This window comes from Dankookia rubra, from assembly GCF_004355005.1.
GTDB lineage: Bacteria > Pseudomonadota > Alphaproteobacteria > Acetobacterales > Acetobacteraceae > Paracraurococcus > Paracraurococcus ruber_A.
In genome coordinates this window covers 49,084-61,834 of the sequence record NZ_SMSJ01000034.1, presented here as the reverse complement: position 1 = coordinate 61,834, position 12,751 = coordinate 49,084, and the positions used below count along the sequence as shown (strand labels likewise).

13 protein-coding genes and 1 pseudogene are annotated in these 12,751 nt (G+C 70.8%); 7 read left to right on the top strand and 7 right to left on the bottom strand.

Annotation, left to right across the window (positions count from 1 at the left end):
• A pseudogene (locus tag E2C06_RS21140) lies at positions 1-101 on the top strand (IS5-like element ISMex42 family transposase); the annotation flags it as partial.
• 154 nt (positions 102-255) lie between these two features.
• Here E2C06_RS21140 and E2C06_RS21135 read toward each other — a convergent pair.
• The 5 genes from E2C06_RS21135 to E2C06_RS21115 form a co-directional block, all read right to left on the bottom strand.
• Entirely contained in the window at positions 256-522 is a 267-nt protein-coding gene (locus tag E2C06_RS21135) for a hypothetical protein (RefSeq protein WP_133290604.1), read from the bottom strand.
• A gap of 11 nt (positions 523-533) precedes the next feature.
• The gene (locus E2C06_RS21130) at positions 534-1,649 is read right to left on the bottom strand and encodes an LLM class flavin-dependent oxidoreductase (protein WP_133290603.1); all 1,116 of its coding nucleotides are present in this window, start codon (positions 1,647-1,649) and stop codon (positions 534-536) included.
• A gap of 137 nt (positions 1,650-1,786) precedes the next feature.
• Positions 1,787-2,932 (bottom strand): iron-containing alcohol dehydrogenase, encoded by a 1,146-nt coding sequence (locus tag E2C06_RS21125; protein WP_133290602.1) that lies wholly within the window; start codon positions 2,930-2,932, stop codon positions 1,787-1,789.
• Positions 2,929-3,891 (bottom strand): Bug family tripartite tricarboxylate transporter substrate binding protein, encoded by a 963-nt coding sequence (locus E2C06_RS21120; protein ID WP_165982531.1) that lies wholly within the window; start codon positions 3,889-3,891, stop codon positions 2,929-2,931. The genes E2C06_RS21125 and E2C06_RS21120 overlap by 4 nt, the downstream gene beginning before the upstream one ends.
• On the bottom strand, positions 3,884-4,747 hold the full coding sequence (locus E2C06_RS21115; RefSeq protein WP_133290600.1) for an SDR family oxidoreductase: 864 nt from the start codon (positions 4,745-4,747) through the stop codon (positions 3,884-3,886). Before E2C06_RS21115 ends, E2C06_RS21120 begins: the two co-directional genes overlap by 8 nt.
• 61 nt (positions 4,748-4,808) lie before the next feature.
• Between E2C06_RS21115 and E2C06_RS21110 the strand changes: the two genes are divergently transcribed.
• Positions 4,809-5,546: an SDR family oxidoreductase gene (locus tag E2C06_RS21110; RefSeq protein ID WP_133290599.1), complete on the top strand. Its 738-nt coding sequence runs from the start codon at positions 4,809-4,811 to the stop codon at positions 5,544-5,546.
• 24 nt (positions 5,547-5,570) lie between these two features.
• On the opposite strand, the gene E2C06_RS21105 is transcribed toward E2C06_RS21110, so the two are convergent.
• Both E2C06_RS21105 and E2C06_RS21100 read right to left on the bottom strand, forming a co-directional pair.
• Entirely contained in the window at positions 5,571-6,350 is a 780-nt protein-coding gene (locus E2C06_RS21105) for an SDR family NAD(P)-dependent oxidoreductase (RefSeq protein ID WP_133290598.1), read from the bottom strand.
• 55 nt (positions 6,351-6,405) lie between these two features.
• On the bottom strand, positions 6,406-7,749 hold the full coding sequence (locus E2C06_RS21100) for an aspartate aminotransferase family protein (protein WP_133290597.1): 1,344 nt from the start codon (positions 7,747-7,749) through the stop codon (positions 6,406-6,408).
• Positions 7,750-7,842: 93 nt separating this feature from the next.
• Here E2C06_RS21100 and E2C06_RS21095 point away from each other — a divergent pair, with 93 nt between their 5' ends.
• Genes E2C06_RS21095 through E2C06_RS21075 form a run of 5 tightly spaced genes read left to right on the top strand, consistent with a single transcriptional unit; the run spans position 7,843 to position 12,749 of the window.
• Positions 7,843-8,964, top strand: coding sequence for an NAD(P)/FAD-dependent oxidoreductase (locus E2C06_RS21095; RefSeq protein WP_133290596.1), 1,122 nt, complete (start codon positions 7,843-7,845; stop codon positions 8,962-8,964).
• Positions 8,945-9,241: a (2Fe-2S)-binding protein gene (locus E2C06_RS21090; protein WP_133290595.1), complete on the top strand. Its 297-nt coding sequence runs from the start codon at positions 8,945-8,947 to the stop codon at positions 9,239-9,241. Before E2C06_RS21095 ends, E2C06_RS21090 begins: the two co-directional genes overlap by 20 nt.
• Positions 9,238-10,584, top strand: a complete 1,347-nt coding sequence (locus E2C06_RS21085; protein WP_133290594.1) for a (2Fe-2S)-binding protein — start codon at positions 9,238-9,240, stop codon at positions 10,582-10,584. Before E2C06_RS21090 ends, E2C06_RS21085 begins: the two co-directional genes overlap by 4 nt.
• A gap of 19 nt (positions 10,585-10,603) precedes the next feature.
• Entirely contained in the window at positions 10,604-12,169 is a 1,566-nt protein-coding gene (locus tag E2C06_RS21080; RefSeq protein ID WP_241671394.1) for a L,D-transpeptidase family protein, read from the top strand.
• A 1-nt stretch (position 12,170) separates the two neighbouring features.
• A complete protein-coding gene (locus E2C06_RS21075) occupies positions 12,171-12,749 on the top strand; it encodes a DUF882 domain-containing protein (RefSeq protein ID WP_133290593.1) in 579 nt (192 codons plus the stop codon).
• The last annotated feature ends 2 nt before the right edge of the window (positions 12,750-12,751 follow it).

Sequence of the window (12,751 nt, the reverse complement as noted above, 5' to 3'; positions counted from 1 at the left end):
TGAAAGAGTGGCGAGCCGTCGCTACCCGCTACGAAAAGACCGCCGCATCCTTCCTCGGCGTGCTCTGCCTCGCCGCCACCGCAGATTGGCTCAGGCGCTAACGGGGCCTAGGACCTTAAGTGGTGCCGCATTCACCTTCGAACGTAAGCCAATGTAGAGCGGTGTGCCGAACTTTCGGCTTAGCACACCGCTCTGGCTTGTGATTTCCCTGGCAGCTTGACGCCGCCGGGCGGTTCCGCCCGGCGGCGACCCGCTTCAACGGCTCGGTGTGGTCAAGTAGCCCTGCTGCCGCGACCACACCGTGCCACCGGTGCTGATCGTCCCGGTCGCTTGGTTCTTCTGGGCGTCGCCGGTGATCGTGTCCGGCATGCCGGAGTATCGTGCACCCGGCTGGATGCCGCCCGGGCCGCAGGCCCCGAGCAGCAGCAGCAGTCCAAGACAGGCCAAACGCATCGTCTTTCTCCCGGCATGGTTCGCCGGCGACAACGCAATCGGCCGCAGCGGGATTGCCGCGGCGGCCATCTTCCTGCGTCCTATTGCGCCGCGGCCAGCCTTGCCGCCGGCGCCTGCGGCACCAAGTGCTTCACCCGCGGCATCACCTCCTCCTGTATCAAACGCAACGAATTGCGCCAGGCGCCCGGATTTTCGAGGTAGTCGAAACCGAATACGCAGAGCTGGCCAAAGCCGCCGACATCCTCGTAGATCTGCTCCAGCTTCTCGGCGACAGTGGCAGGCGAACCGACCAGCCAGTTCCGCTTGGCACAGTATTCCACCGTCACGTCACTGTCCGGCACGTCCGGATTGTGCTTCAGGTATTCCTTGAAGCCGAAATTCGAAAGCAGTGGCAGGAAGTACTCGCCCATCATCCGGCCCATCATGCCGCCGACCGAAAGCCGCCAGGCTTCCTCATCCGTGTCGGCGACGAAGATCTCCCGCACCAGCCGCCAGTCGTTGCGGTTGGCCGTGCGGCCGCCCTTGCGCGCCCCTGCCTCGACGCTGTCCCAATGGCTGCGGACATAGCCGGGGTTGAGATTGAGGCTCATCGGCAGAAAGCCGTGCTCGCCAGCCATCTTCAGCGTGTCGGAGTTCTTCGACAGCCCGGCCACGCCAATCGGCGGATGCGGCGCTTGCAAAGGCTTCAAGTGCGGCTTGAGGAAGCCGAACATCGTGTCCGGCTTGTCGACCTTCCAGTACTTGCCATCGTAGTGGAAGGGTTCGTCGGCCGACCACATCTTCAGGATGATGTCCAGCGCCTCGCGCGTCATCTCGCGGTTCGTGCCGGACATGCCGTCAACGTTGAACATCGCCCAATCGCTCGGCAGGCCGCTGGCAGCGATGCCAAAATTCAGCCGGCCACCCGACAAGTGGTCGAGCATGGCGACGCGGTTGGCGAGCTCCGCCGGGTGATGGTAGGGCAGCAGGAAGCCGCCGGGGCCGAGCCGGATGCTGCTGGTCTGCAGCATCGCCTGGGCCAGCAGCAGGTCGGGCGCCGGGTGCGGCTCCCACGGCGCGGTGTGGTGCTCGCCAATCCAGACCTCCGAAAAGCCAAGCTCGTCGAGCCAGCGGATGGTCTGCAGGTCCCAGTCATGGCCTTCCTTCAGGCCCCGCTCGGGGGGATGGGAAGGCATGGAAAAATAGCCGAATTCCATTGGGGCCGTCCTCCTATGCCCGGGGTTTAGCCCCGGTTGCGCCTCAATGCTCGCCCCGGTTCCGGCTGCGGGGCAAGAGAAGAAAGGCGGGGGATCAAACTCCTCCGACCTTGCTCCTTTTTTCGCGAGTCGGCTGGCTAGGCCATCAACCGCAGGATTTCCTCGACGTCCGCCGTGCTGCGGACAGGACGTGGGTTCGTGGCGATGGGCGGTCCCCCATCCCAGCGGGCGGCCAGATCGGGAATTTCATTCTCGGCAATGCCGACTTCCGCTAGCGTGGTCGGCAGGCCGAGGCCCCGGATAAAGGACCGCAACGCCTCATGCCCCGTGCGGCCGCCGAGGATGCGGGCGATCTCAACCTGCGCCGCGCCGTTCACCGGCTCGTTCCACTGCATCACCGCCGGCAGGCCGAGACAGGAGGTGATGCCATGCGGCACCCCGCGCGCCCCGCCGAGGATATAGCCGATGCCATGGCTCGCCCCGACCGCGACGCCCGACCAGCCGCCCATCACCGAAAGCCACATCGCCTGCTGTGCCGCCGCCCGGGCCGCGACGTCGCCGGGGTCGCGCTTGATGGCCGGCAGCGCTCCCGCCAGCATCGTCAGGGCCTGGCGGGACACGGCATCGGAAAACGGGGCGCGCTCGTTCGCGCAGAGACGTTCGGCCGCATGGTCCACCGCGCGGATGCCGGAGGAGAGCAGCAGTTCCGCCGGCGTCTCCAGGATCGCCGCCGGGTCGAGGATGACCGCCCGCGGCACCTGGCTGGCCTGCACCGCGCGCATCTTCCGCCCGGCCTCGAGATCGGTGTAACCGGCATGCGGCGCGAATTCCGCCGCCGAAAGCGTGGTCGGCACCGCGACGATCCGCGGCACTGGCTCCGTCGCGTCCCAGTTTTCCGCTTCCGCGCCGCGCGAGACCGACAGACCGATCAGCGCCGCCTTGTCAGCGACTCCGGCCCAGACCGCGCGGCAGGCGACCTTGGCACCGTCGATGACACTGCCGCCGCCGAGCGCCACCACCCGCTCCGCCCCGCTCGACCGTAACAGGACGGCCAGCGCCAGCACGTCCTCGACCGGCGAATGCGCCCGCATCGTCGCGTGTTCCGCCACCAGCTTCGCGCCGAGCGCCTGGCGGGTAGCCGCGGCGATATCGCTTTCTGCGAGCGACCGCGTCGTCGCCAGCAGCACCCGCGTGCAATCGGCGACTTCCGGCGGCAGCGCCTCGGCGACCGGGCCGGTCCGGACCCGTTGCTGCGCCGGCCAGCGATGGATGTTCGTGCTCATTCCGCTGTCGCTCCCGCGTCCCTCACGACTTGCGCCCAGAAGGGGATCTCCCGGGCGATGAAGCCGGCGTAGTCCTTCGGGCTGTCGCTCGGCCAAGCGCGCAGCCCCTCGCCGGCGAAGCGTTCCTGCACGGTGCTGTCGGCGAGCGCCGCGTTCAATGCCGCGAAGCCGCGGTCGCGCATCGCCGGCGTCATCCGCGCCGGGCCCCAAAGCCCGTACCAGCCCGCGATATCCAGGCCCGGCAGCCCGGCTTCCGCCGCACCAGGCACGCCGGCGATGACCGGCGATGCCTTAGCCGTGGTGAGCGAAAGCGCGACGACCTTCCCGGCCCGCATCTGCGGCAGCACCACCGGCGGCGTGGCGATGATCACCTCAATATCGCCGGACAGCAGCGCCGTGAGCGAGGGCGCACCGCCACGGAAGGGTACATGTGTCCAGTCGAGCCCGGTGACGCGGCTGAACATCGCTCCGGCCAGATGGCTCGGCGTGCCGATGCCGGGCGTGCCGTAGTTCCAGGCGCCGGGCTTGGCGCGCATGCGGGCCAGCAAATCGGCCAAGCTAGTGATGCCGCTGGCGGCGCTGACCGCGATGATGGTCGGCAGGTCGCAGACCCGGCCGATCGGGGTGAAGTCGGCCACTGGGTCGAAGCCGACCCGGCGATACATCACCGGGTTGACCGCATGGCTGAAATTGCCGCCGAGCAGCAGGGTGGTGCCATCCGGGTCGGCATGCGCCACGTATTCGGTGGCGATGTTCGACCCAGCGCCCGGCCGGTTGTCGATGACGATGGTGGCGCCGAGCCCCTGACCCAGCTTTTCCGCCATGGCACGGCCAAGGAAGTCGGCGGAGCCGCCGGGCGGGAAGCCGAGCACCAGGCGGACAACGCGGGTCTGCGCCCGCGCGACGGCGGGGATGGCCAGCAGGGCGGCCAGCGCCGCGCGGCGCCCGGCGCTAACCACGCTGTGTCCGATCGGCCGCATTGCGCGCCTTTATGCGATCGCGCGCATCGGCCCATTCGACGTCGCCATAGGCGAACATGTCGCGGAAGCCGCCACCGTTCATCATCCAGGACCCACCATCCAGCGCGATAGTCTCGCCGTTGATCCAGGACGGCGCCAGCAGGAAGGCGGCGAGGTTGCCGATATCCTCGGCATTGCCGACCCGGCCGAGCGGGTTTGCCGCGGCGGCCTTGGCGGTCGGGTCGTTGTCGCCGGGCCGGAGGCGGGCATACATCCCCTCGGTCGGGATGGTGCCCGGCGCGATGGTGTTCAGCCGGATACCGTGGCGGCCCCATTCCACCGCCAGCGACTTCGTCATCGTATCCACTGCCGCCTTGGACATGGCGGAGGGGATGACAAAGGGTGCACCGGTGCGGCCCCAGGTGGTGGTGATGGAGACAACGGCGTGGTTGCCGCCCTTCGCCGCGATCCAGCGCTTGCCGATGGATTGCGTCACCTGCAGCGTGCCGTGGAAGACGATGTCGCTGATGGCGCGGATGCCGCGCGGCGAGAGGTCCTCGGTCCGGCTGACGAAGTTGCCGGCGGCGTTGTTGATCAGGTGGGTCGCGGGTCGGCCCGCCTCCCACATCGCGGCGACCGCGCGCTCCACCGCCTCGGGATCCTTGATGTCGACCACCTGGTGCGTGACGCCGGCGCCCATCGCCGCGGCCGCCTCCGCGAGCACCGGACCGCGACGGCCCCAGATTTCCACCTCGGCACCGAGGGAGAGCAGCTTCTCCGCCATCATCCGGCCGAGGCCGCTGCCGCCGCCGGTCACCAGCACGCGCTGGCCGGCGAACAGGTCCGCCCTGAACATAGCTCCCTCCATCTCCCTCTCCGGGCTATGCTGCCCGCAAACGATGGGGAGAGGGAGGGCCATGGCAGACAGGAAGGTGCTGCTGGTGACCGGCGGCGGGCGGGGCATCGGCGCGGCGGTGGTGCAGCTGGCAGCGGCGCGCAGCTGGGATGTCGCCTTCACCTATGCCGGGAATGCGGCGCGGGCGGCGGAAACCGAGGCCGCGGCCAAGGCCGCCGGCGCGCAGGTACTGGCGATGCAGGCCGATGTTGGCGATCCGCGGGCGGTGGCGGCGACCTTCGCCACGGTCAGGGACCGCTTCGGCCGGCTGGATGCGCTGGTCAACAATGCCGGGATCACCGGCCCCAAGGCGACACTGCAGGAGAGCACCGACGCGGTCTGGGAGCGGGTGCTGCGGGTCAACGTCATCGGCCTCGCCGCCTGCTGCCGGGAGGCGCTGGCGGTGCTGCCGCAGGGCGGCGCCATCGTGAACGTTTCCTCGCGCGCATCGGAACTCGGTGGTGCCGGGGAATGGGTGCATTACGCGGCCAGCAAGGGCGCAGTGGATACGCTGACCGTTGGCCTCGCCAAGGAAGCCGCGGCGCAGGGCGTCCGTGTCAATGCGGTGAATCCCGGGTTGATCGAGACCGAGCTGCACGCCAATGCCGGGATGCCGGACCGGGTGGCGCGAATGTCGGCGGGCGTTCCGATGGCGCGGGGCGGCAGTGCCGAGGAGGTGGCGGAAGCGATCCTCTGGCTGCTCTCCGACGCGGCCAGCTACGTCGCGGGCGCCAGGGTGCCGGTCGGCGGCGGGCGCTAGCGACCGGGCGGGCGGTGCGCCGCGCTAGACGTGCTGCCCGCCGTTCACATGGATCTCGGCGCCGTTCACGTAGGAAGAGGCATCCGAGCAGAGGAAGTAGATCGCCTTCGCCACCTCGGCCGGCTTGCCCAGCCGTCGCAGCGGAATCTGCTCCTCGACGATCTTCTCTGTCCCGGGCGAGAGAATCGATGTGTCGATCTCCCCCGGGCTCAGCGCATTCACCCGGATGCCGAGCGGGCCGAAATCGTGCGCCATCTCCCTCGTCAGCGCCATCAGCGCCGCCTTCGAGGTTGCATAGGCCGCGCCGGCGAAGGGATGCACCCGGCTGCCGGCGATGCTGGTGACGTTGAGCACCGCGCCGCGGGTCCGCTGCAACTCCTCGATCAGCCCGCGGGCGAGCATAATGGAGGAGAAGAAATTCACCTGGAACACCCATTTCCAGTCGTCCAGCTGGGTCTGGATGGTGCCGAGCCGGCTGCCGCCCGGGCCCTTCGGGGAGATGCCGGCATTGTTCACCAGCGCGTCCAGCCGGCCGCCTTCGGGCTCCAGCCGCTGGCGGATCTCCTCGATCGCCCGGAGCGTGTCCTCGGCATTCGACAGGTCGGCCTGAATGTGGTCCTCGGGTCCCGCTTCCCAGGGACATTCCTCGGGGAAAGGGTGGCGGGAGACGGTGATGACTCGCCAGCCCGCCGCCGAGAAGACCTTGACCGTCGCATGGCCGATTCCGCGCGAGGCGCCCGTCAGCAGCATGACCCGGCGCGCCTGGTTGGGCGACCGCCGATCCGCGGCAAAGGTGGTGGTCATCGTCGTCTCCTGGGGCCGGCCAGGGTATCCGGGTGCAACTGGCGGGTGGCGCAGGCTAGCCCCGACCGGCCTCCCCCGCCAGCAGGGGGCGCCGCGCGGCGATGAACTCCTCGACGGCGGCGATGTAGCGGGCGCAGTCCGCATCGGTTACCGGCAGGGATAGGGCCACCATGCCGCGCCGCGCCAGATAGATCCCGGCCGCCAGCATGTCGAAGAAGAACAGCTCGCGGAGCCGATCCTCGGCTTGGCTTGCCGCATAGGGTCGGTCGATAACGCCATCGCGGAAATGCACCGTCAGCATCGACCCGCGGCCGGTGAACTGCAGTGCCACGCCGGCCCGGACGCAGGCGGAGTTCAGGGCGTCGCGCAGCGCCTCGCCGCGGGCATAGAGCGCCTCGGCCGCCGTCGCATCGAAGATCTCGCCCATGGCGACGCAGCCGGCGGCCATCGACCAGACATTGTTGTTGAAGGTGCCGGCATGCGGCAGCGTGCCAGGCCGGTGGCCGTCGAAGATCGCCATGATCTCGGCCCGGCCGCCGAAGGCACCGAAGCTCATCCCGCCCGCCATGTACTTGCCGAGCGTGGTCATGTCCGGGATCACCTCGGTTCGCTGCTGCAGCCCGCCGGCGCCATGTCGGCTGGTCATCACCTCGTCGAATATCAGCACCGCGCCGGTCTGCCGCGTCGCCGCGCGCAGCGCGGTCAGGAATTCGAGGCTGGCCGGGATGCAGCCGCCGGAGCCCAGCATCGGCTCGACCAGCACCGCCGCCAGCGTGTCGCCCTCGGCCAGTATGTCGCGGGTCACCGCCGCCGGGTCGTTGTAGTCGGAGAAGGCCAGCGGGATCGGCACGTTCACCGCGCTGCGCTCGTTGGCGAAGGTCAGCACGCCGCCATGGTAGCCGCCGCGCATCACCAGCGTCTTTGTGCGCCCGGTGAAACCGCGCGCCGCGGCCAATGCCATCAGATTGGCCTCGGTCCCGCTGTTGGTGAAGCGCACCTGCTCGATCGAGGGGAAGCGGCCGACGATCAGCCCGGCCAGCTCGGCCTCCTTCTCCCCGACCGAGGCCAGGTTGATCCCGCCATCGAGCGCCGCCTTGACCGCCTCGATGATCCGCGGCTCGGAATGGCCGAACAGGCCGGCGGTGTATTCGCCCAGCAGGTCGAGGTACTCGTTGCCGTCCGCGTCCCACAGCCGGCAGCCCTCGCCGCGGACCATGGCGGTGGGGAAGGGGGTGTAAAACAGGACGCTCCGGGTATTGCCGCCCGGCATCACCTCCCGCGCCCGGGCATGGATGGCGGCGCTGCGCGGGAGCCGCGCGGCATAGGCCTCGCGTGCCTCGGCCAGCGCCGCCTCCAGGTCACTGTTCCGCCGCAGGGCGGGCTCGTCGAGCGGGCTCATGGCGCGGTCTCCCCGGAGAGGCGGCAGGCTCGCCCGCGATCCCTCAGGTCGTCAACGGTTGACGCCGCCCGCCGGCCATCGTCCCCTCCGTCCATGCAGTCCGACTCCTTCGATGCGATCGTGGTGGGTGGCGGCCTGGTCGGCGCCGCCATCGCCTGGGGGCTGCGGCGGCAGGGCCTTTCGACCGTGCTGCTGGACGAGGGCGACGTCGCCTACCGCGCCAGCCGCGGCAATTTCGGCTTGGTCTGGGTGCAGTCGAAGGGCCTTGGCGCGCCCTGGTACCAGCGCTGGACCCGCGCCTCGGCGGGGAACTGGCCGGAGCTGGCCGCGGCGCTGGGCGGCGCGACCGGCACCGATGTCGGGCTGCGGCAGCCCGGCGGGGTGCATCTGTGCCTCTCGGACCGGGAGATGGCCGATCGAGCGGCCCGCATGTCGCGGATGCAGGCCGAGGCCGGCAATACCGGCTACGAATACCGGATGATCGAGGCGCCGGAACTGCGCGAGATGCTGCCCGGCCTCGGCCCGCGCGTCGTCGGCGCCTCCTGGACCCCCTACGACGGCCATGCCAACCCGCTCCGCCTGCTGCATGCGCTCCACGCGGACTTTGCGGCATCGGGCGGCGTCTATGCGCCGAATGCCAAGGTGGAGGAGGGGCACGCCGCGCCGCACGACTTCAGCGTCTTCGTCGGCGGCCGGCGCTTCGGCGCGCCCCGCATCGTCCTTGCCGCTGGCCTGGGCAATGCCGGACTCGCGCCGCGCTTCGGCCTCGCCGCGCCGGTCCGCCCGCAGCGCGGCCAGGTGCTGGTGACCGAACGCGCGGCGGAGCTGCTGTCGATGCCGACCACCACCGTGCGGCAGACCCAGGAAGGCAGCCTGATGATGGGCGACAGCATGGAGGAGGTGGGCTTCGACCTGCGCCAGAGCCCCGATGTCATGCGCCAGATCGCGGACCGTGCCGTGCTGTCCTTCCCCTGGGTCGGCCGTTTGAACATCCTCCGCGCCTGGTCGGCGCTCCGGGTCATGGCACCGGACGGGCTGCCGATCTACGACCAGTCCGCTCGCTTCCCCGGCGCCTTCACCGCGAATTGCCATTCCGGCGTGACGCTTGCCGGCGCGCATGCGCTGCTGCTGGCGCCGATGATCGCCGCCGGCGCGCTGGACCCGATGCTCGATCCCTTCACCGCGGGGCGGTTCGATGTTCGCGCCGCGTCCTGAACGTTCTGCCACGGTGGAGGTCTTCGTCGACGGCGCCGCGGTGCGGGTGCCCGCGGGCGCCTCCGCCGCCGCGGCCGTGCTTCTGGCTGGGGCGCCGCTCATCCGGGAGACGCCGATTTCCGGCGCGCCGCGGCTGCCCTATTGCATGATAGGCGTCTGCTTCGATTGCCTGGCCGAGATCGACGGCATCGCCAACCGCCAGGCCTGCATGGTCCCCGTCACGGCCGGCATGCGCGTCGCACCGCAGCGCGGCGCCCGCGTCGCCTTCCCGGCATGAGCCTCGACCTTGCCATCATCGGCGCCGGCCCGGCCGGCATGGCGGCGGCGGTGGAGGCGGCCGATCTCGGCCTCTCGGTCGCCGTCATCGACGAGAACCCGGCCCCGGGTGGGCAGGTCTTCCGCAATCTCGAAGCCGCGGCCGGCGACCCGGCGCTGCGGGGCGACTTCGCCGCAGGCCTGCCGCTGGTGCGCGCATTTCGGGCGTCGCGGATCGACTACCGTCCATCGACCACGCTCTGGCACCTGGACCCGGAGGCCGGCCTGCTCTCGGTGGCGGCGGGCGGCGCCGCCACGGAGATCGCCGCGGGCCGCGTGCTGCTGGCGACAGGCGCGCAGGAGCGTCCGGTGCCGATCCCCGGGTGGACCCTGCCGGGCGTGATGACCGCCGGCGCGGCGCAGACCCTGCTGAAGACCGCGGGCGCGGTGCCCGCCGGCCGCACGGTGCTGGCCGGGCAGGGACCGCTTCTCCTCCTGCTGGCAGCGCAGCTTATCCGCGCCGGGGTGCCGCCGGCGCTGCTGCTGGAGACGACGCCCGAGGGCCGCCTGGCCCTTGCTTGGAATACGGCGTCCCTGCTGGGCGGTGCCCCGTTGCTCGCCAAGGGGCTCGGGCTGCTGGCCGCGACGCGCCGCATCCCTCGCATCCGTGCCGCCGCCGGCCTGCGCGCCGAGGGCGACGGCCGCGTCGAGCGTGTCCTCTGGGATGGCGGCAGCGCTGCCTGCGACACGCTGCTGCTGCATGAGGGCGTGGTGCCCGCCACCCATATTCCGCTGGCCATAGGCCTCGCGCATGACTGGGACCCGGTGCAACGCTGCTGGCGGCCGCGGGTCGACGATTGCGGCGCCACCTCCGAGGCCCGGGTCGCCATCGCCGGGGACGGTGCCGGGATCGGCGGCTGGGAGGTGGCGGTCGCCTCCGGCCGGTTGGCGGCGGTGGATGCGGCGCGCCGGGTTGGTCGCCTGACAGCGGAGGGCTTTGCGCGTCGCGCCGACCCGCTGCGTGCCTCCCGCCGCGCCAAGCTGGCGCTGCGGCCCTTCCTCGATGCGCTCTATGCGCCGCCCGACTGGGTCCTGGCTCCGCCGGACGACGCCACCCTGGTATGCCGCTGCGAGGAAGTGACCGCCGGCCAAGTCCGCGCCGCCGCCCGGCTGGGCGCCACGGGTCCGAACCAGCTCAAGGCCTATCTCCGCGCCGGGATGGGTCCCTGCCAGGGGCGGCTGTGCGGTGCGACCCTCGCCGCCCTGATTGCCGAGACGCGTAACACTAGCCTTGAGGCGGTCGGTACCCTGCGGCCCCGCGCGCCCTACAAGCCACTCACCGTTGCCGAATTGGCAAAGGGCTGAGTCGAGCGCGCCGCCGGGCTTGGCGCGTCGCACCGGCGCCATGTATCACTGCAACGTGCGCACTCTCCTGGCCCTCACCCTGCTCGGCGCTGCCGCCCTGGCCGCGCTCCCCGCCCATGCCGCGCCGCCGGCGGCGCAGGGCGCCGCGCATTCGGTGCAAGGGGCGGAGGCGCTGCATCGCCTCGCCGACCGCCTGCGCCGCTTGGCCGAGGACGGGCTCGAGCCGCGCGACTATGCCATCCCCCCCGAGTCCCTGGCGCAGTTGGACCCGGCCGCCTTCGCCGCGGCGCTCCGTGCCTCCGCAGCAGCCGCTCTGGCCGACCTGTTGCATGGCCGCGTCCGCGACCTGCCGGGCCGCGCCGATATTCGCCGCGACACCGCCGCCCTGCCGCTCGGCCCCTGGACGGCCGAGCTGGGTACCGCCGCCGAGCCGGCCGCTGTTATTGACCGCGCCGCGCTGCTGCCGCAGGGGACTTCTGCGCTGAAGCGAGCGCTCGCAGCCGCCCGTGCCAGGGCGTTGGCCGGCGGCTTCCCTCCAGTGCCGCCGATGCCGGGCAACGACGCGCTGGAACCCGGCACCGCAGACCCGGTCCGGGTGCCGGCGCTCCGCGCCCGCCTCGCCGCAACCGATCCCGTCGCAGCCGCGCTCCGCCCAGCCGACCCGGCGGTCTATGACGAGGACCTCGTCGCCGCGGTGCGCCGCTTTCAGGCCGCCGAGGCGCTGGAGGCGGATGGCCGCGCCGGCCGCCTGACCTTCGCCGCCCTGAACCGCCCGGCCGAGGCCACGATCCGACAGCTTCGGGTCGCCCTCGACATGCGCCGTGCCGCCGCCAATGCCGGGTCGGAGCGGCGTATCGAGGTGAACATCCCGCACCAACGGCTGCAGGTTGTCGAAGCCGGACGGGTCCAGCTCGACATGGCGGTGATCGTCGGCAAGCCTGCCCGCGCCACGCCGATGTTGCGGGTGAGGCTGACCTCGGTAATGTTCAACCCGCCCTGGGGCGTGCCCGAGCGCAATGCGCGGGAGGACTTGCTGCCAAAATTCCGCAGCAACCCGCGGGCGATGATGGAAAAGGGCTTCCGGGTGTATGGGTTCGCCGAAGGCCAGCGGGTAGAGATCGACCCCACCACCATTGACTGGCGTTCGGTGAATCCGGAACGCTTTCCCTACGTGATTCGCCAGGATGCCGGCGAGGCCAATGCGCTCGGCCGGATCAAATTTGTCATCCCGAACACCGAGGACATCTTCATGCACGACACGCCGGATCGCGGCCTGTTCCGCCGTGCCGAGCGTGCCTTCTCCTCCGGCTGCATCCGGCTGGAGAAGCCGATGGAACTGCTGGACATCACGCTGCAGGGCGCTGCCGGCTGGGATCGGGCGCGGGTCGACCGGGTGCTCGAGAGCCGGCAGACCTCGGCAGCCACGGTGCCGCGACCGATCCCGGTGCGGCTGCACTATACGACGGTGACCGTGGAGGGGGCGGAGGTACGGATTCGCCAGGACATCTACGGGCATGACGAGGCCTATGCCCGGGCCCTGGACGCACCGCGGTTGCCGCGCGTCGCCGAATTGCGGGTCCGCTGAGATGCGCCTCGCACCGCTTGGCTGCCCCTGCTGCGCCGCGCCTGCGCCCGGACGGCGCTCGCTGCTGCGCGGGGCGGCCGGGCTGCTCTGCGCCGCGATAGGCGGCGGTGCTGCCCTGGCGCAGGTCACGGCCGGTGCCCCGCGCAGCCTCCGCATCCATCGCATGCAGACCGAAGAGAATTTCAGTGGCGTCTATTGGCAGGACGGCCGCTACGACCGGGAGGCGCTGAAGCAGCTCGACTGGCTGTTCCGCGACCCGGCGCGCGAAGAAGCCACGCCAATGGACCCGCGATTGTTCGATGTCATGCACAGCGTCGCGCTGCAGCTTGACGCCAGCGAAGGCTTCCAGGTTATCAGCGGCTATCGCTCGCCCGAGACCAATGCCGCGCGGGCCCGCGAATCCCGTCGCGTTTCGCGTGCCTCCCTGCACATGTCTGGCATGGCGGCGGATGTGCGGCTGCCCGGGCGGGACAGCTTCGGCTTGGCCCGGCTGGCGGCCGAGATGCAGATCGGCGGCGTCGGGCTTTACCGCCGCGACGGCTTCGTGCATCTCGACTGCGGCCCGGCACGGCGCTGGTAGAA

What these genes read in the sequence shown, in the direction of transcription:
- E2C06_RS21075 (WP_133290593.1), top strand. Translation starts at nt 12,171, where the DNA reads ATGCGCCTCGCACCGCTTGGCTGCCCCTGCTGCGCCGCGCCTGCGCCC.
- E2C06_RS21135 (WP_133290604.1), bottom strand. Translation starts at nt 522, where the DNA reads ATGGCCGCCGCGGCAATCCCGCTGCGGCCGATTGCGTTGTCGCCGGCG.
- E2C06_RS21130 (WP_133290603.1), bottom strand. Translation starts at nt 1,649, where the DNA reads ATGGAATTCGGCTATTTTTCCATGCCTTCCCATCCCCCCGAGCGGGGC.
- E2C06_RS21110 (WP_133290599.1), top strand. Translation starts at nt 4,809, where the DNA reads ATGGCAGACAGGAAGGTGCTGCTGGTGACCGGCGGCGGGCGGGGCATC.
- E2C06_RS21095 (WP_133290596.1), top strand. Translation starts at nt 7,843, where the DNA reads ATGCAGTCCGACTCCTTCGATGCGATCGTGGTGGGTGGCGGCCTGGTC.
- E2C06_RS21105 (WP_133290598.1), bottom strand. Translation starts at nt 6,350, where the DNA reads ATGACCACCACCTTTGCCGCGGATCGGCGGTCGCCCAACCAGGCGCGC.
- E2C06_RS21090 (WP_133290595.1), top strand. Translation starts at nt 8,945, where the DNA reads ATGTTCGCGCCGCGTCCTGAACGTTCTGCCACGGTGGAGGTCTTCGTC.
- E2C06_RS21085 (WP_133290594.1), top strand. Translation starts at nt 9,238, where the DNA reads ATGAGCCTCGACCTTGCCATCATCGGCGCCGGCCCGGCCGGCATGGCG.
- E2C06_RS21100 (WP_133290597.1), bottom strand. Translation starts at nt 7,749, where the DNA reads ATGAGCCCGCTCGACGAGCCCGCCCTGCGGCGGAACAGTGACCTGGAG.
- E2C06_RS21115 (WP_133290600.1), bottom strand. Translation starts at nt 4,747, where the DNA reads ATGTTCAGGGCGGACCTGTTCGCCGGCCAGCGCGTGCTGGTGACCGGC.
- E2C06_RS21125 (WP_133290602.1), bottom strand. Translation starts at nt 2,932, where the DNA reads ATGAGCACGAACATCCATCGCTGGCCGGCGCAGCAACGGGTCCGGACC.